Below are 16,700 nucleotides of genomic sequence, written 5' to 3' on the forward strand. Positions count from 1 at the left end.
CTATTCCAGCTCGGCGGGCAGCGAAGAGGGTGTGACGCCCCACGAGTCAAGCATGACCGTTGCGTTGTGCAGCTGCGCCTTGATGTACGTGTCGCCCGCGCTTCCCTCAGGGCCGAGCGAGTCGACGTAGAGGGCGTCATCGCCGGAGTAGACGGTGACGCCGGCTTCAGTCGCGATCGTCTTGGCGGTTTTGGGGCTCAGGGAAGCTTCGGAAAAGACGGCTGTGACACCGGTGGCCCTGACGGCAGCGACGAGAAAGTCAATCTCGGCGGCGCTCGGCTCGGCGTTGTCGTCGAAGCTCGGTATCACCGAGCCGACATAGTCGATGTGGTACGCCGCGGTGAAGTAACCGAGGGCATCATGATTGCTCACAAGCAGGCGGTCGCTCTCGGGAACCGTATCGACGTTGGTGCGGATCCACGTGTCGAGGGCGCGCAACTGGGCCGTGTACGCGGTCGCATTGGTTTCGAAGTTGGCGGCCTTGCCGGCGTCGGCAGCGGCGAGGCCGTCGGTGATCGTCCGCACGATTGTCTCGGCATTGCGCACGTCGGTCCAGATGTGCGGGTCGCCGCCGTCGTGGGCGTGAGCATCCCCGGCCGCATCCGCAGCTTCGGTCTGATGCTCGCCGGCCCCGACCTCGGAGATGGTGATACCCGCGTCAGCATCGATCAATACGCCGTCGAAGCCGGACGCAGCAATGGCGTCGTCAAGCCACTCTTCGAGCCCGACACCGTTGATGACGAGCACGTCGGCTGCGCCGAGCGCGGTCAGATCCGCCGCAGACGGATCGTAGCTGTGGGCGCTCTGGTTCGGTTGGATGAGCTGCGTGAGATCCACGCCGCTGGCGTCTCCCACGACGTTGCGGGTGAAGTCAGCGACCTGGGTTGTCGTCGCAACGACCCTGAGGCCAGCGGTCGGGCCGTCGGCTCCGGCCGTCATTTGGGCCGAGCACCCCGAGAGGACGAGGGCGGCCGATGCGAGAAGTGCCGGAACTACGAGATGTCTCTTGGGCATCTCTCAAGAATAATCCTGTTGATAATGATTGTCAAAACCATTAGCAACGCGTGCGACCACGACTATTCCAACAGCAGTGCGGGCTCTTCAATAATGCTCGCGACGTCGGCGAGAAAACGGCTCGCGACGTCGCCATCGACGACGCGATGGTCGAAGCTTGCACCGATGGTGGTCACGAACCGCGCCCGCACCTCACCGTCGACGACCCACGGCCTCTGCTTGATCGTGCCGAGAGCCACGATGCCGGCCTCACCCGAGTTGAGAATGGGAGTGCCGGTGTCCATGCCGAACACGCCAATATTTGTGATCGTGATCGTGCCGTGGCTCATCTCGGCCGGGCTGGTCTTACCGTCGCGTGCAGTCATGGTGAGCTTCTCGAGAGCCGCAGCGAGCTCGAGCAGGCTCATGTCCTGCGCTTCCTTGATGTTCGGCACGATCAGCCCGCGCGGAGTCGCAGCGGCGATGCCGAGGTTCACGTAGTGCCGCACGATGATCTCCTCCTCGGTGAACGTGGAGTTCACTGTGGGGTTTCGCCGCACGGCCCAGATCATGGCCTTGGCCATGATCAACAGGGGCGAGACGCGGATGCCCGCGAAATCGGTGGACGCCTTGAGCCGTTTGACGAATTCCATGGTTCGGGTGGCATCCACGTCGACGAACAGGCTCACGTGCGGAGCCGTGAAAGCACTTTTCACCATCGCCTGCGCGATGGCCTTACGCACACCCTTCACTGGAATGTGTTCGTCGCGGTCGACGGGCCATTCCGGCGTCTGGATGTTGCGGAACACGCTGGCCTGGGTCGCACCACGCAGCACGTCCTCACGGGTCACATCGCCAACCGGCCCGGTCGCCTCGACGAGGGAGAGGTCGACGCCAAGGTCCTTGGCGAGCTTTCGAATCGGTGGCTTCGCCATGACCGGTCCCGCGGATGCCGCGCGCCGGGTCGGCGCCGCCGGCACGGCGCGGGTACGCGTCGGGGCCTCGGGGGCGAGGGATTCGTGGGCGACGCGCGCGCCGGTGTGTCGCCGCCGCCGGGTGGACATCGTGGCGGCGGCGCCTCGGCCGACGAGCACCGGCTCGGGGGCCTCGTCGCTGATGCTGTCGCTCGTATCCAGGGCCAGCGTGTCGGCGGCCGATGCTGCGGCATCCGCTGCCGGAGCTGCCGCCGGTCGGTCTGCGCCGGCGGTCGCATCGGAATCGATCGTGATGATCAGCGTGCCCACGTCGACGGTGGTTCCCGCGGCCACCAATATTTCACCGACCACGCCGACGAACGGCGACGGCAGCTCGACCAGCGATTTAGCTGTTTCAATCTCGACCAGCACCTGGTTGATCGTCACGGTGTCGCCCGGAGCGACCTTCCACTCGACGATTTCGGCCTCGGTCAGGCCTTCGCCGACGTCGGGGAGGGTGAACTTCGACACGCTCATACTGTGCCTTTCCTGCTGCTGGTGGAAGTAAGGATGATCAGTAGGCGAGAACGCGGTCGACGGCTTCCAGCACACGGTCGGGGCTGGGCAGGAAGTGCGTCTCGACGGCGGCCGGCGGAAACGGCGTGTCAAAGCCCGAGACCCGCAGCACGGGCGCTTCGAGCGTGTAAAACGCGCGCTCGGCGACCGTGGCGGCAATCTCGCTGCCGACGCTCACGAAGCCGGGAGCTTCCTGGGTGACGACCAAACGACCGGTTTTCTGCACCGAACCCAAAATCGGTGCGTAGTCGATCGGGGAGAGTGAGCGCAGGTCGATGACCTCCAAACTGATGCCCTCGGCCTGGGCGAGGTCGGCCGCCTGCGACAGCACGCTCACCATGGCGCCATGGCCGACGACGGTGACATCGGTGCCGGCCCGCACCACACGGCTGGCGTGCAGCGGTGTTCCGCTCTCATCAAATCGCACCTCACCCTTGGGCCAGTAGCGGCTCTTGGGCTCGAAGAAGATCACCGGGTCGTTACTCGTGATCGCTTCCTGCATCATCCAGTACGCGTCGTGCGGATTTGATGGGCTCACCACGCGCAGGCCGGGAGTGTGCGCGAAATAGGCCTCTGGGCTCTCCTGGTGGTGCTCGATCGAGCCGATGTGTCCACCGTACGGAATGCGAATGACGACGGGCATGATGAGGCCGCCCTCGTGGCGGTTACGCATGCGGGCCAGCTGGCTGGTGATCTGGTCGAAGCCGGGGAAGACGAATCCGTCGAACTGAATCTCGCAAACCGGCCGAAATCCGCGCATGGCGAGGCCGATGGCCGTGCCGATGATGCCGGACTCGGCGAGCGGCGTGTCCAGTACCCGCTTGTCGCCAAACTCAGCGATGAGGCCCTCGGTGACCCGAAAGACTCCGCCGAGCGAGCCGATGTCTTCGCCCATCAGCAGCACCGAGGGGTCGTCAAGCATTGCTCGACGCAGCCCGGCGTTCAGCGCTTTTGTCATTGGCAGCGAAGCGGATGCGACGCTCGTGTCAGTCGCAGCGGTCATCAGTTCTCACCCTCGTCGAAAGAGGCTTCGTAGCGGTCGAGCCAGGCCTTTTGCTCTGCCACGAGCGGATGCGGTTCGGCGTAGACGTTGTCGAAAATCACCGATTGCTCCGGGCCGGTGATGTCGAGCGCCCTTCGTCGGGTGTCGGCGGCGAAGTCGGCGGCTTCTTCGTCGACGGCGTCGAGGAATTCCTGCTCAATGCCGCGGCCCTGCAGGTAGTTGCGAAAGCGCACGATCGGGTCGCGCGCCACCCAGTAGGCGAGCTCGTCGGGATCTCGGTACTTGGTGGGGTCGTCGGCCGTGGTGTGTGCGCCGACGCGGTAGGTGAGCGCCTCAATCAGCGACGGACCATGGCCGGCGCGGGCGTCGTCCAGGGATTTCGCCGTGACGGCGAAGCTCGCGAGCACATCGTTGCCGTCGATCTGGGTGCCGGGCATGCCGAAACCACTGGCGCGCAGGTAGAGCGGCGTGCGGGACTGCCGTGCGACGGGGACCGAGATAGCCCAATGATTGTTCTGCAGAAAGAACACCTGAGGCGTCTGGTAGCTTGCCGCGAAGACGAGGGCCTCGCTGGCGTCGCCCTGCGACGAGGCACCGTCACCGTAGTAGACGATGACGGCCTGATCGGTCTCGGGGTTGCCGGTCGCGGTCGACCCGTCGAGCTGCATACCCATGGCGTAGCCGGTGGAGTGCAGGGTCTGCGAGGCCAGAACGAGGGTGTACAGGTGAAAGTTTCCGTGCTCTTCCGGCACCCATCCGCCCAGGGTGACGCCGCGCAGCATGCGCAGAATATCGACGACGTCGAGGCCGCGGATCATGCCGACGACATGCTCCCGGTAGGAGGGGAAAACGTGGTCCTGCGGCCGGGTCGCGTAGGCCGACCCCACCTGCGCCGCCTCCTGTCCATGGCTCGGAACCCAGAGAGCGAGCTGGCCCTGACGCTGCAGGTTGGCCGCCTCGGTGTCGAACTTGCGCACCACGACCATGTCGCGGTAGAAACGTCGGTGGTCCGCCTCGGTGAGCCGGTCGAGGTAGGGCAGGAACTGTTCGGCGGCGGCGTTCGGTTCGAACACCCCGGCCGGAGAAATCATGCGCACGCAGGTGTCGGCCCCATCGAGACCAAAGGGCGTGGGCGCTGCAGGGGTGGGCGCTGCAGAAACCAGTGCAGTCGCGTCGTTTCGGGTGGCTGACACCGTACTAACCTATCTGCCGAGCCGGGTGATCGGCGGGAAGGGCGTCGACAAGATCCGCGCTCAATAGTAGGAGTGTCGCCACAGCCTGCTCCTCACCGATTGAGATTCGAATACCCTCGGCCGCGAAGGGTCGCACCACCAGGCCGGCTGTGCCGAGTGCCTCGGCCACACTGGTCGTTTCGGCGCCCGTGGGCAGCCAGAGAAAGTTGCCCTGGGGCGCAGGGATGTTCCACCCCTGGCTGGTCATCACCTGCCAGGCCGCGTCGCGACGCGTGGCGAGGAGGCGAACCCGATCGAGCAGCTCCCTCTCGGCCTTGAGCGAGGCAATAGCGGCCGCTGCGGCCTGCGCCGTCACCGAGAGTGGGATGGCCGTTGATCGTGCGGCGTTCAGAATATCCACCGCACCGAGCGCATAACCGACCCGCAATCCCGCCAGACCGTACGCCTTGGAGAAGGTGCGTAGAACGACCAGATTGGGGTAGCGGGCGAGCAGCGGCGGGCCGTTGACGGCATCCGCTTCGGTGACGAACTCGATGTATGCCTCATCGAGAATGACCAGCAGGTCGGTCGGGACGACGGCCATGAAGGCCTCGAATTCGTCCTTCGTAACGATCGTTCCGGTCGGATTGTTCGGCGAGCAGACAATGACGACGCGGGTATTGTCACCGATGGCGGCGGCCATTTCGGGGAGGTCGTGGCCGTGATCGGCGCGATTGGCCACCCGCACGCTCGTGGCCCCGGCGACGGTCACGAGCGAGGGATAGGCCTCGAACGACCGCCAGGAGTAGAGCACTTCATCGCCGGGTCCAGCTGCGGCGAGAATGAGCTGGGCCAGCAGGGCCACCGAGCCGGAGCCGATGTGCACCTGGTCGACGTCGAGGCTGAACTTCCTGGCGAGGCGTTCGCGCAGGGCGAGCGCCGAAGCATCCGGGTAGCGATTGTAGGCCGTTTCGGCCGCGACCGCCTCGATAACGCCGGGCAGGGGGCCAAACGGGTTCTCATTGCTCGAGAGCTTGAACGCACTGGCGTCGGCCGGCTGGCCCTGCCGATAGGCCGGAAGGGCAATGATCTCCGGGCGCAGGCGAACTGAGGGTCGGTCTGAGAGGCTCACTCGGTGAGTCTACGCCCGGGCATATTCGCAATGGCGAATGAACGTGCCCTGGCTTTCGCCAGACGTGCGCCGGTGGGATAGTGGGGACATGGCCAGATTCCTGATCAAGCTGATCGTCAACGCGGTGGCCCTGTGGTTCACCACCCTGCTCGTGACCGGGGTGCACGTCATCCCCTTCGCCCCGGACGCGGGTGCCAGCGTCATCACCTATCTCCTCATCGCGCTCATCTTCGGGTTCGTGAACACCGTCATCGGTGGTGTGCTGCGCGTCGTCGCTTTTCCGCTCTATGTTTTGACGCTCGGCCTGTTTGCGCTGATCGTCAACGGCGTGCTGCTGCTGCTTGTGGGTTGGATTTCCGGATTTCTGGGCTTCGGCCTGGTCGTCGACAGCTTCTGGTGGGGGGTGCTCGGCGCCCTGGTGCTCGGCATCATCTCCTGGCTGCTCGGCCTGATTTTGCGCCCGGTCACCGCGCGCAACTGAACCGGCCGCGACCCGAAGCCCGCGTCTACTGCGACGACGGTCCTGGCGGCAAGCGGGTGCCCCGCCACAGGACAGCCTCCCCGGGATCGCTCCCGAGAACGCCCGTCACGGTGTTCCGAAATTCCTGCAGGTTTGTTTCCGGAGAGGTGTCGATGAGCAGCGCCGTCTCGCGGTAGCGGTCGAGGTGGTGAGCTGGCAGGGTCTCTCCAACCGGTGGTGCCATCGCAGCGAATACCTCGCGGCGCACGGTCACACGGTCGTCGGAGTCGACCAGGCTCGCTCCGCCGAGCGCGGTGACCACATCGTCGGTGTGTTCAACGGTGAGGGTGGCCACGCCGTGCGGCACCGGAACACGCGATTCGGGCGCCCCGAACGTCGCGACTGCCTGCACGTTGAACCGGTTGTAGGCGGCAACTTGGGTGGCGACCAGGCCACCCTGGGAATGGCCGGCAACGACAACCGGGTCGGACGGAGCAATTCCGGCCGCTTTCATGGCGTCGATGACGGCCGAGAAGGAGCCAGCGTTCTGCTTCGCGATCGCCGTCACATTGGCGGTAAGGTCCCACGGCTCAGTCGTGGCTACGGCATTCCAATCGACCGTTCCACCGATATACACCGCCCAGGATGAACGCTCAGAGGTACCGTAATTCTCGATGCGCACCTGCGGCTGCCCAGCGACGGCTTTTGGAATTCTCTCCGCTAAATCGCCGGCACCTGTCGGTGGTGTGGCGTGCACCGGCGCTCCCACCGCTGCTACGTTCACCGAGCCCTCCGTGAACAGGCCTCCGCTGCGCGCCGCAGCCAACAGACCGAGGGCAGTGCTCGAGACGCCGATCATCCCCAGGCCCTCATCGCCGAACATCACGCCGACAGACCGCGGCATCCCTGCCAGACCAGCGCCTACATCGTCCAGCGACGAGACCGCAACCCGCACGAGGGAGACCAGAGACGGGTTTGTGAGCAGGCGCGGGTCGATCGCAACCCCGTCGGCAGAACCGCCGGTCGATTTTCCGAGCAGTCCCGCCACGAACAGTCCCGGAAGCGCCGCGGCGAGCGGAGTACCGGCCCCGAAAATCAGCGCAGATCTCAGGAACTGGCCGAGATCATGGCCCAGCTGTGCGCCGTGGGTCAGGGCCATCTGCTGCGCAACGCGCTCCGCGTAGCCGTACCGCTCGGCCGCCGCCACGAGGCACTGCGCCAAATGCTGGCAACTGTGCTGGAGACGATCGAGCACCAACGCGGCGTGAAAAAGATCCGGCGAGGGATCCGGCCCGAACCACGAAAACGCGGCCGCCGGGTCCATCTGCCGAATCCGATTCGCTCGGGTATTCCAGTTCATCGCCTCGTTGTGCATGGAGAAAAGGAATTGAGATTGAACCAACAAGACTTCGGTTGCGACAATGGTCGTTCCGCCAACGGAGATGACCAGTTCACCCCGGGTTCTGTTATCGTTCAGGCTCGACACAGGGTCTCCGCGTCATAAGTTTGCAGGCGCACGCTGTGGAGCGCTTCGTTCAGATAGTGAAGAACGAGATCCACCTGTTCCACCACGTCAGTCACGCACAGGAGATACGCTCGCTGAGATTGAGAGGTCCAGGACTCGCTGGGGTCAAGATCGGCCAGCCGTCGACGCATTGCGGTGATCTCGGCGCACAGGGTGAGCAGCAGACTGCGCTGAGTACGCAGCATCGCTAGGCGTTCAGCGCGATCCTGACCGTACGGCAATACCTCCACACCGTCCATGACTCCTCCTGGTCATGGCCGATCCTCACAGAATCAGCCGCTCGCTCGGCCAGTCGGGGCGCACTCGGTGTAGAGACACTGAATACTGGGCGTGTGGAGAAGGCGAAACTGCTCCACAATGGGAGGCATGCCCTTCGCGTCACTCACCCCCGATGAGTCGACGCCGTTTCGAATCATTTTCGTCTGCACCGGAAACATCTGTCGATCGCCTATGGCCGAGGTCGTACTGCGTGACCACGTCACGAAGCTCGGACTCGGGCGTCTCATTGCCACCAGCTCGGCCGGCACCGGAGACTGGCATGTGGGTGAGCAGGCCGACGACCGTACGATCACGGCTCTGGCCAAGCGCGGCTACGACGGCAGTCACCATCGGGCCCGCCAGTTTGATCCGCTCTGGTTCGCCGAGTACGACCTCGTCGTTGTTCTCGACCGCAGTCAGCAGCGCATTTTGCGCAACTGGGCACTCGAGGATCGCGATCGCACCAAGGTGTGCCTGCTACTGAGCTTTGACGCCGAGCAGGCCGGCCTGTTCGACGTGCCCGATCCCTACTATTCAGACGATGCGTTGTTTGACGCCGTTTTAGGCATGATTGAGAGGGCAAGCCACGCACTTGTGAAACAACTTGCACCCGCAATTCGACAGGGAGTCCGATGAGTCACCTACCCGTACAGGTTCTGAGTCCGCTAGACGGCCGCTACCGAGCCGCCGTTTCTGATCTGGGCGAATACCTGTCCGAGGCCGGCCTCAACCGCGCTCGTGTGCGCGTGGAGGTGGAGTGGCTGATCACCCTCACCGACCGCAGCCTGTTCGGTTCCGCCCCCCTCACTTCCGAGCAGAAGCTCGCTCTGCGCGCCCTGGTGACGAACTTTGGCCAGGCTGAGATCGACGAACTGGCCGAGCTCGAGGCCACCACCCGCCACGACGTGAAGGCCGTTGAGTACCTCGTGCGCCGGCGCCTCAGCGCGCTCGACCTCGACCACATCAGCGAACTCACCCACTTCGCCGCGACCAGCGAAGACATCAACAACCTCTCGTATGCCCTGACCGTGCGCGACGCCGTGCAAAACGTCTGGCTGCCGAAGCTACGCCTGGTCATCGAGGCAGTGCGCAGCAGTGCGTTGGAATTTCGAGCGGATGCGATGCTCGCCCGCACCCACGGACAACCCGCGACACCGACGACCATGGGTAAAGAACTCGCCGTGTTCGCCTACCGCCTCGAGCGCATCGCGCTGCAGATCGATGCCGGCGAATACCTGGGCAAGTTCAGCGGTGCCACCGGCACGTTCGCCGCCCACGTGGCCGCCGATCCGTCCGTCGACTGGCCCACGGTCTCGCGCGAGTTCGTCGAGGGTCTCGGCCTCGGCTGGAACCCACTCACCACGCAGATCGAATCGCACGACTGGCAGGCGGAGCTGTATTCCCGCGCCTCACACGCGAACCGCATTCTGCACAATCTGGCCACCGACATCTGGACCTACATTTCTATCGGCTATTTCCGCCAGATTCCCCAGGTCGGCGCCACCGGCTCCTCCACCATGCCGCATAAAATCAACCCGATTCGCTTCGAGAACGCCGAGGCGAACCTCGAACTGTCCTGCGCCATCCTGGACTCGCTCGCTGCCACTCTCGTGACCAGTCGTCTGCAGCGCGACCTCACCGACTCCACCACCCAGCGCAACATCGGCGTCGGTTTCGGGCATTCGCTGCTCGCGCTCGACAACATGCTGCGCGGCCTCGGCGAGATCGACATCGACCGCGCCCTGCTCGCGCACGACCTCGACTCGAATTGGGAGATTCTGGGAGAGGCGATTCAGACTGTGATTCGCGCCGAAGTCTCGGCCGGGCGCTCGAGCATCGCGGATCCCTACGCGCTGCTCAAGGACCTGACCCGCGGCAAACGCATCACGAGCGCCGACCTGGCAGCTTTCGTCTCCAGACTCGACATTGGAGACGCCGCCAAGACCAGGCTCCTGGCCCTGACCCCGGCGAGCTATGTCGGCCTCGCCGACCCGCTGGTTAACTACTTGACCTAGTCCGTCGTCACAATCACTGACTACTTGACCTAGTCCGTCGCCACAATCACTGACTACTTGACCTAGTCCGTCGCCACAATCACTGACTACTTGACCTAGTCCGTCGCCACAGTCACATGGGCACCCTCGTCACGATCGACGCCGGTGCCCCTGTGACGTTCAAGCGTGAGCTAGTGGCCGTTCTGCTCGTCCAGGTCAGACTGCTCCGACGCGTTCGGCTTCATGCCGAGCACGAGCATCGCAATCACCACGAGCGCCACGATAAACGTCACCCCGAGCCCAATGACCGAGAGCATGACTTCGCGTGTCGTGAGAAGAATGGTCACTCCGACGAACAGGGCCATCGCGCCGGAGATGGCGAGCAATTCGGCCGGCTTCAACCGATCGGATCGGCTGGGCTGGTGTGCCGAGTTGGGAGTACCAGGAGTCTTTTTGGTCACAGGGAATCCGAATCATTGGGTGCGGTGTTCGCGGGTGCCGTGTTCGCAGGTGCGGTGCGGTGCGGTCGAGGTGCATCCCACTTGAGGGAGAGCCCGGCAATGGGCAGGAAAACAGCGAGAAAGACCAGGTAGGCACCGAATAATCCGACCGAGACAACCGGGTTGGGCGGAAGCAGCAGAAAGAGCAGGGCGAGGAGCGCACCGCCGATGCCAGTGAACAGCCAGTCTTTGGCCGGCAGGGGGCGTTTACGCACCCGGATGCCGGCATAGATTTCGAGAAAACCGGTGACGGCTCCCCAGACGCTCACGATGAAGAGAAAGAACCCGTGGCCACCGGTGTGGACAGCAAGGGCCAGCGCGCCAGCGATCATGCTCACGACGCCGTGTATGAGGAACAGGCTGCGGTCGGTCGCAACAGTCAGGGTGCGCGGGCCGGTCAGAATGAGCAGCAGGCCGCTCGCCAGGGCGAATGCGCCGAACACGACCAAGCCCAGCTGGGCGGAGTGCTCCCGGTTGAACGTAATGATCACGGCGGGAATGACCGCGATCAGGGCGCGCCCGACGAGCACGGTCCAGTAACGGGGTCCGACGTTTGATGGTGCCTGGGCGTTCGCCACGCACGACCTCTTTCGTTGCAAAATTTGTCAGTTCCAGTCTACGCGGCGACTCGACGGCGCAACTGCGAGCCGCCTGCACGCACCCGCTGAGCGAGTTACCCGCCGGCCACCATATCGGCGAAGCGGGAGTAGTGGCCGTGGAAGGCAACCGTGACCGTGCGAGTAGGGCCGTTACGGTGCTTGGCCACGATGAGGTCCGCCTCACCGGCCCGCGGGTTGTCTTTCTCATACGCGCTCTCGCGGTGCAGCAGGATGACCATGTCGGCGTCCTGCTCGAGCGATCCCGACTCACGAAGGTCGCTGATCGCCGGCATCTTGTCGGCGCGCTGCTCCGGGCCACGGTTGAGCTGCGAGAGCGCAATCACGGGAACCTGCAGCTCCTTGGCGAGCAGCTTGAGGGCCCGGGAGAACTCGCTGACCTCCTGCTGGCGTGACTCGACCTTTTTACCGCTGGTCATGAGCTGGAGGTAGTCGATGATGACCATTTTGAGCCCGACGCGCTGCTTGAGCCGGCGGCACTTCGCGCGAATCTCCACCAGGGTCATGTTCGGACTGTCGTCGATGTAGAGCGGGGCATCGTTGATACGGCCGCGCGTGGCGGCAATCGTCGTCCAGTCACGGGCCTCGACGGTGCCCTTGCGCATACTCTGCAAAGGAACCGATGCCTCCGCCGCGAGCAGGCGCATAGCAATTTCACTTCGCCCCATTTCGAGCGAGAAGAAGATGCTCGGCATGTTGTGATGAATGGATGCCGAACGAGCAAAGTCGAGGGCGAGCGTGGACTTACCCAGCGCCGGGCGAGCCGCAACGATGATGAGCTGGCCGCCATGGAACCCGTTGGTGAGTTCGTCGAGGTCGGCAAAGCCCGTGGGGACGCCGCTCATCTGGCCGTCCTTGAGCTTGGCGGCTTCAATCTCTTCGATGGCCGCCGTTACGGCATCGGTGAGCGGAACGTAGTCTTCGGTTTCCGTGCCACCCGTGACGGAGTAGATCTCGGCCTGGGCCGTGTTCACGAGGTCGAGCACCTCGCCTTCGCCCGCGTAGCCCATCTGGGCGATGCGCGTGCCAGCCTCGACCAGGCGACGCAGCAGAGCGCGTTCGGCCACGATGGTCGAGTAGAAACCTGCGTTGGCAGCAGTGGGCACCAGGCTGGTCAGGGTGTGCAGGTAGTCGGCACCGCCGGCCCGTGAGAGTTCACCGACCTTGATGAGCTCATCGGTGACCGTGATGACGTCTGTGGGCTCGCCCTGGGCGTAGAGCGAAAGAATCGCGTCGAAGATAATCTCGTGCTTGGGGATATAGAAGTCACCGCCGCGCACGGTCTCCACGACATCGGCGACAGCGTCTTTGCTGAGCATCATTCCACCGAGAGCGCTTTGCTCGGCCAGGAGGTCGTGCGGGAGGGCTCGCTCCGACTTCCAGGCTTCAGCGGGCCGCTCGCCACGGTTCTGATCGAGCGCGCCGCCGCGCGCCGGGGAACCATATTCGGGTGACGCTGGCTGATGGGCCAGGCCCAGGTGAGCGATCGACACTCGGCACCTCTTTCTCTGGCGTGCTACTAGGTGTATCAAGAACCACCGACACGGGACGTAACGCACCAGCCTGTGCGAGATGCGGGTACTGCATCACCCTAGGGAGCCGGTAGCACCCGCCACAAACCACCCTGTGGATAACTCTGTGGAGAAGCTGCGCGAAACGCCGTGAAGATTGTGCAGAACCTGTGCACTCGGCTGTGGATAAACATTGAATAAAAGTGAATAAAATAGTGCTGATCAGGTATTTTAGTCTCACAAACGGGTGTGAATAAGATAACTTCAATCCGCCCTTGAACCTTGTCGATACGAATGCTCACCTGTGCATAAAAGCAGAGGGTCGACGCTTCGAATTCGGCTTTTAACGCCCCATAGCGGGGGGTTCCTTTCGGAACCCCCCGCTATGGGGCGTACACACTGACCGGCCATACGATACCCGGCCGACCGCGGTGCGGTGTTACTTGGCAGCGACGACCACGAGGGTGATCGTAGCGCTGAGCTCGTCGCGAAGACGAACCGTTGCCGTGTGCTCACCGGTCAACTTGATCGCGGTGAGCTCGATCTTGCGCTTGTCGACGGTACCGAGACCAGCGGCCGCAACGGCGTTCGCCACATCCGTGGTCTTGACCGAACCGAACAGGCGTCCGCCCACGCCGGCCTTGACGACCAGGGTGACCTTGGTGTTCTCAAGCTTGACCTTGAGCGCCTCAGCCTCTTCGAAGGTGGCGTGCTCGCGCGCTGCGCGGGCCGCCTTGATCTGCTCGATCTGCTTCTCGCCACCGCGGGTCCACGCAACAGCGAAGCCCTTGGGAACGAGGTAGTTACGAGCAAACCCGTTTTTGACGTCGACGACGTCGCCGGGTGCACCGAGGCCGGAGACCTCATGCGTCAGAATCAATTTCGACATTTGGTTTCCTTACCGGCCTGAGCCTGCGTAGGGCAGCAAAGCCATTTCGCGGGCGTTCTTGACGGCACGGGCGATGAGGCGTTGTTCCTGAACGGAAACGCCTGTGATGCGGCGGGCGCGGATCTTTCCACGCTCGGAGATGAACTTGCGCAGGGTCGGGACATCTTTGTAATCGATGACACCAACCCGAATCGACTTCGCGGGAGCGGCGTTCTTGCCACCCTTAGCTCCGCGAAGCGGCTTGCGGCGGTCGCCGCTCGACTTTCCAGCCATGATTTCCTTACTTTCTTAAAAAGGTGTTAGCTACGCGCGCGGCGTGGCTTAGAAGGGGGTCTCGTCGCTGAAGTTGCCGGGGCTGTTCCAGACGTCTCCACCGGATGCTGCGGGTGACGCAGTCTTGGTGGGGGCGCTGGGAGCCCACGGCTCATCGTTGCCCTGGCCTCCGACAGCGGGAGTGCCGCTGCGGGGGCCGGACGACTGCGCGCGAGTGAGGGAAGCTGTGGCGTAGCGCAGCGAAGGACCAATCTCGTCGATCTCGAGCTCCATGCTCGTGCGCTTTTCACCTTCCTTCGTCTCATACGAACGCTGCTTGAGACGCCCGGAAGCGATGACACGCGACCCCTTGGTCAGTGAACCTGCCACGTGCTCGGCGAATTCACGCCAAACGCTCGCACGCAGGAACAGCGCGTCGCCATCTTTCCACTCGTTGGCCGCACGATCGAACGTACGCGGAGTGGAAGCGATGGTGAAGTTGGCAACCGCCAGCCCGTTCTGCGTGTAACGCAGTTCAGGATCGCTGGTGAGGTTGCCTACCACGGTGATTACGGTCTCGCCAGCCATGGGCTACTTGTCGCTTGCCTTGTCGGCAACAGCGGCCGGAGCCGGAGTGGCCTTGGCAGCAGCAGGCTTGGCGGCAGCAGGCTTGGCAGCGGCAACCTTCGCGGCGGGAGCAGCGGTGGAAGCGGCAGCAACCGGAGCGGCAGCCTCGACCTTGGCAGCAACCGGAGCGGCAGCGGCCGGAGCCTCGGCAGCGACAGGCTTGGCAGCAGCGGCAACCTTGGCAGCCGGAGCGGCAGCGGCAGCAGCAGCAGCAGCGTCAGCCTTGGCAGCAATGACCTTCGGGTTGGCAGCCTTACGGGCTGCCTTCTCTGCGGCCAGCTTGGTTGCCACGACGACCTGGGCGATACCCTCTTCGGCGCGAAGCACCTTGGTGCGCATGACAGCCTCGGACAGGCTCAGCTGGCGGTCGAGCTCGAACGTGGCTGAGGCGTTTGCGGTGAAGTCCACGACGGCATAAATGCCTTCGGTCTTCTTGTTGATCTCGTATGCGAGACGACGACGACCCCAGACATCAACCTTGTCAATGGTGCCACCATCGTTGCGAACAACGTTGAGGAACTTGTCAAGGCTGGGAGCTACGGTGCGCTCATCGATCTCGGGATCGAGGATAACCATAAGTTCGTACTGATGCATGACTAACCCACCTCCTTCGGACTAAAACGGCTACAGACTTTCTGTAACAGGAGGGTTGTGCATGTGCTGAACGCGGAGGCCGGGAATCCGGCACGCAGGCAACCTGCCCAGACTACCCGATGCCGAGTCCATATACCAGTCGATCTGCCCGGCACCCTCTCGACCGCGCAACTCGACCGAACAACTCGATCGAATACCTCGCACCGAACACGTCAAGTCAGACACCTTGAGTGTGTTCCGAGCCACGACCACTGCGCAGGAATTACGGCAATCCGTGCATGATGTCACGGACCCCGATCGATGGAGGAGCGGGATTATTCGGTCCGAGCGGCATTGGCCGCTTTCTGCGCGGCGCGCACACCGTGGTCGACCGATGTGCGACCGAGGAAGACCTCGTCGAGCAGCGGCCGCATGGCGTTCTCAGCGGCCGGCCAACCGGCACCCTGCGGCGCTGGCGCCGTACCGGCGGCCAACACGTCGTAGAACGCGCTGATGTCGACCTTTTTGGCGGCCCAATACGCCGCGTAGGCCGGTTGCGCAGCCACCACGGCCGGAGACGCCGCTCCGGAAGCTCCGACGAACTCGGATCCGGCGGTACTACCGAGCCATTCCAGCACGCGCTGGGTTTCGGCCGGATGCTCCGACGCGGCATTGCCGGCTGCGGCGATGCCATCGACACCGCTGATCGCACCGGCGGGACCGCTCGGCAGGTTCACCACGCCCCAATCGAAGTTCGCCCCGGCGCTCACATTGGCGAGGTTGTACACACCGCTCTGGAACAGGGCCATCTTGCCCTGCAAAAACTGCTCGCGGCTGAAGTCGCCGTTGGTGTTCGTATCGGCGGCCGACGGGGACACGTGCCACTTGTTCATGAGGTCGACGAGGTACTGGAACGAGGCGATACCGGCGTCGGACGCGAAGACGTATCGGTTGGACTCATCCTGAAACTGGGCGCCACCGGAGGCCAGGTAGTTCAGCACCATTGCCTGCAGGTCATAACCCGCGTTGTAGCCGTATTGGCTCAGATTGGAACCGTCGAACTCGGCGCTGTTGGCCGTGTTGCCGTTGTAGTCCTTGGTGAGTTTCTGCAATACCGGAGTGAGAGTGTCATTGTCACCGGTGGGATCCCAGGAGAGAGCGGACACATCAGCGGGGCTCAGACCGGCGTCACGCAGCAGGTCGGCGTTGTAATACACCGCGATGCCGGGATCGGCCAGCTGCGGCACGCCCCAGAGCGTGGCAGCCCGGGTGTATTGCGCCACCACGGACGGAGCCCAGCCGGCCTGCACATCCGCTGGGATGGCCGTCGTGATGTTCAGCAGCGCGCCCGCGTCGGCGTAGGCGGGATAACTGCCACCATCGACCCAAAAAACATCGGGGGCGCCGTCACCGGCCACATCGGTGCGCAGTTTTTCGAAGTAGTCGTCGTAGGGGACAAGCTCCACATCGACCTGTATGTCGGCGTTATCTCTTTCGAAGGCTTTAAAGGACTTCTCGTAGGCGGCGGCAACCTGGTCATCCCAGAGTCGCACGGTCACGGTGGTGGCATCGCTGGGCGATTTTGCGGCAGACAGGTTGAGGGCGGCAACAGCCCCGGTAATGACGAGCAGCACCGCGGCGGCGCCGGCGGCAATGATGGTGGAACGCTTGGCCATGATGTCCTTTGTTGACGGATCGAACCTT

Annotated in this window: 17 protein-coding genes and 1 pseudogene; 3 read left to right on the top strand and 15 right to left on the bottom strand. The window is 63.7% G+C overall.

All coding sequences use genetic code 11. The annotated features are described in order from the left end of the window. The 5 genes from E3N85_RS16630 to E3N85_RS01225 form a co-directional block, all read right to left on the bottom strand. Positions 1–1,014, bottom strand: coding sequence for a metal ABC transporter substrate-binding protein (locus E3N85_RS16630; RefSeq protein ID WP_134458575.1), 1,014 nt, complete (start codon positions 1,012–1,014; stop codon positions 1–3). Between the two features lie 62 nt (positions 1,015–1,076). Next, complete coding sequence (locus E3N85_RS01210) at positions 1,077–2,444, bottom strand: dihydrolipoamide acetyltransferase family protein (RefSeq protein ID WP_134458577.1); 1,368 nt, start codon at positions 2,442–2,444, stop codon at positions 1,077–1,079. Positions 2,445–2,481: 37 nt separating this feature from the next. Continuing rightward, positions 2,482–3,486 (bottom strand): alpha-ketoacid dehydrogenase subunit beta, encoded by a 1,005-nt coding sequence (locus tag E3N85_RS01215; protein WP_134458579.1) that lies wholly within the window; start codon positions 3,484–3,486, stop codon positions 2,482–2,484. Further along, positions 3,486–4,577: a thiamine pyrophosphate-dependent dehydrogenase E1 component subunit alpha gene (locus tag E3N85_RS01220; RefSeq protein WP_134458873.1), complete on the bottom strand. Its 1,092-nt coding sequence runs from the start codon at positions 4,575–4,577 to the stop codon at positions 3,486–3,488. The genes E3N85_RS01215 and E3N85_RS01220 overlap by 1 nt, the downstream gene beginning before the upstream one ends. Before the next feature lie 106 nt (positions 4,578–4,683). Beyond that, positions 4,684–5,790 (bottom strand): histidinol-phosphate transaminase, encoded by a 1,107-nt coding sequence (locus tag E3N85_RS01225; protein ID WP_134458581.1) that lies wholly within the window; start codon positions 5,788–5,790, stop codon positions 4,684–4,686. 88 nt (positions 5,791–5,878) lie between these two features. Here E3N85_RS01225 and E3N85_RS01230 point away from each other — a divergent pair, with 88 nt between their 5' ends. Further along, the gene (locus tag E3N85_RS01230) at positions 5,879–6,271 is read left to right on the top strand and encodes a phage holin family protein (RefSeq protein ID WP_134458583.1); all 393 of its coding nucleotides are present in this window, start codon (positions 5,879–5,881) and stop codon (positions 6,269–6,271) included. 25 nt (positions 6,272–6,296) lie between these two features. On the opposite strand, the gene E3N85_RS01235 is transcribed toward E3N85_RS01230, so the two are convergent. Then, positions 6,297–7,736 (bottom strand): hypothetical protein, encoded by a 1,440-nt coding sequence (locus E3N85_RS01235; RefSeq protein WP_134458585.1) that lies wholly within the window; start codon positions 7,734–7,736, stop codon positions 6,297–6,299. Continuing rightward, a complete protein-coding gene (locus E3N85_RS01240) occupies positions 7,724–8,014 on the bottom strand; it encodes a hypothetical protein (protein WP_134458587.1) in 291 nt (96 codons plus the stop codon). Before E3N85_RS01240 ends, E3N85_RS01235 begins: the two co-directional genes overlap by 13 nt. Before the next feature lie 127 nt (positions 8,015–8,141). On the opposite strand from E3N85_RS01240, the gene E3N85_RS01245 reads away from it, so the two are divergent. Both E3N85_RS01245 and purB read left to right on the top strand, forming a co-directional pair. Further along, positions 8,142–8,669, top strand: coding sequence for a low molecular weight protein-tyrosine-phosphatase (locus tag E3N85_RS01245; RefSeq protein WP_134458589.1), 528 nt, complete (start codon positions 8,142–8,144; stop codon positions 8,667–8,669). Next, on the top strand, positions 8,666–10,048 hold the full coding sequence (gene purB / locus E3N85_RS01250) for an adenylosuccinate lyase (protein WP_134458591.1): 1,383 nt from the start codon (positions 8,666–8,668) through the stop codon (positions 10,046–10,048). Before E3N85_RS01245 ends, purB begins: the two co-directional genes overlap by 4 nt. Positions 10,049–10,218: 170 nt before the next feature. Here the strand turns inward: purB and E3N85_RS01255 are convergent, their stop codons facing one another. The 8 genes and pseudogenes from E3N85_RS01255 to E3N85_RS01290 form a co-directional block, all read right to left on the bottom strand. Next, positions 10,219–10,488 (bottom strand): hypothetical protein, encoded by a 270-nt coding sequence (locus E3N85_RS01255; RefSeq protein ID WP_134458593.1) that lies wholly within the window; start codon positions 10,486–10,488, stop codon positions 10,219–10,221. Next, the gene (locus tag E3N85_RS01260; RefSeq protein ID WP_134458595.1) at positions 10,485–11,105 is read right to left on the bottom strand and encodes a hypothetical protein; all 621 of its coding nucleotides are present in this window, start codon (positions 11,103–11,105) and stop codon (positions 10,485–10,487) included. The genes E3N85_RS01255 and E3N85_RS01260 overlap by 4 nt, the downstream gene beginning before the upstream one ends. 95 nt (positions 11,106–11,200) lie before the next feature. Next, the gene (gene dnaB / locus E3N85_RS01265; protein ID WP_166783820.1) at positions 11,201–12,637 is read right to left on the bottom strand and encodes a replicative DNA helicase; all 1,437 of its coding nucleotides are present in this window, start codon (positions 12,635–12,637) and stop codon (positions 11,201–11,203) included. A 457-nt stretch (positions 12,638–13,094) separates the two neighbouring features. After that, positions 13,095–13,544 carry a 50S ribosomal protein L9 gene (gene rplI, locus E3N85_RS01270; protein WP_134458597.1) on the bottom strand — a complete coding sequence of 150 codons (450 nt, stop codon included), beginning with the start codon at positions 13,542–13,544 and terminating at the stop codon, positions 13,095–13,097. Between the two features lie 9 nt (positions 13,545–13,553). After that, entirely contained in the window at positions 13,554–13,817 is a 264-nt protein-coding gene (gene rpsR / locus E3N85_RS01275) for a 30S ribosomal protein S18 (protein ID WP_035835236.1), read from the bottom strand. A 48-nt stretch (positions 13,818–13,865) separates the two neighbouring features. Then, complete coding sequence (locus E3N85_RS01280; protein WP_134458599.1) at positions 13,866–14,384, bottom strand: single-stranded DNA-binding protein; 519 nt, start codon at positions 14,382–14,384, stop codon at positions 13,866–13,868. Between the two features lie 264 nt (positions 14,385–14,648). Further along, positions 14,649–15,017 (bottom strand): annotated as a pseudogene (gene rpsF, locus E3N85_RS01285) (30S ribosomal protein S6); the annotation flags it as partial. 314 nt (positions 15,018–15,331) lie between these two features. Then, positions 15,332–16,672 (bottom strand): sugar ABC transporter substrate-binding protein, encoded by a 1,341-nt coding sequence (locus E3N85_RS01290; RefSeq protein WP_134458601.1) that lies wholly within the window; start codon positions 16,670–16,672, stop codon positions 15,332–15,334. Between the last annotated feature and the right edge of the window lie 28 nt (positions 16,673–16,700).

Source organism: Cryobacterium sp. Hz9 (genome assembly GCF_004402825.1).
GTDB lineage: Bacteria > Actinomycetota > Actinomycetes > Actinomycetales > Microbacteriaceae > Cryobacterium > Cryobacterium gelidum.

Excerpts from the sequence above, each read along its gene's own strand:
- rplI (WP_134458597.1), bottom strand. The coding sequence starts at position 13,544 with ATGTCGAAATTGATTCTGACGCATGAGGTCTCCGGCCTCGGTGCACCC.
- E3N85_RS01290 (WP_134458601.1), bottom strand. The coding sequence starts at position 16,672 with ATGGCCAAGCGTTCCACCATCATTGCCGCCGGCGCCGCCGCGGTGCTG.
- E3N85_RS01280 (WP_134458599.1), bottom strand. The coding sequence starts at position 14,384 with ATGGCTGGCGAGACCGTAATCACCGTGGTAGGCAACCTCACCAGCGAT.
- E3N85_RS16630 (WP_134458575.1), bottom strand. The coding sequence starts at position 1,014 with ATGCCCAAGAGACATCTCGTAGTTCCGGCACTTCTCGCATCGGCCGCC.
- rpsR (WP_035835236.1), bottom strand. The coding sequence starts at position 13,817 with ATGGCTGGAAAGTCGAGCGGCGACCGCCGCAAGCCGCTTCGCGGAGCT.
- E3N85_RS01245 (WP_134458589.1), top strand. The coding sequence starts at position 8,142 with ATGCCCTTCGCGTCACTCACCCCCGATGAGTCGACGCCGTTTCGAATC.
- E3N85_RS01240 (WP_134458587.1), bottom strand. The coding sequence starts at position 8,014 with ATGGACGGTGTGGAGGTATTGCCGTACGGTCAGGATCGCGCTGAACGC.
- purB (WP_134458591.1), top strand. The coding sequence starts at position 8,666 with ATGAGTCACCTACCCGTACAGGTTCTGAGTCCGCTAGACGGCCGCTAC.
- E3N85_RS01220 (WP_134458873.1), bottom strand. The coding sequence starts at position 4,577 with ATGATTTCTCCGGCCGGGGTGTTCGAACCGAACGCCGCCGCCGAACAG.
- E3N85_RS01215 (WP_134458579.1), bottom strand. The coding sequence starts at position 3,486 with ATGACCGCTGCGACTGACACGAGCGTCGCATCCGCTTCGCTGCCAATG.
- E3N85_RS01230 (WP_134458583.1), top strand. The coding sequence starts at position 5,879 with ATGGCCAGATTCCTGATCAAGCTGATCGTCAACGCGGTGGCCCTGTGG.
- E3N85_RS01210 (WP_134458577.1), bottom strand. The coding sequence starts at position 2,444 with ATGAGCGTGTCGAAGTTCACCCTCCCCGACGTCGGCGAAGGCCTGACC.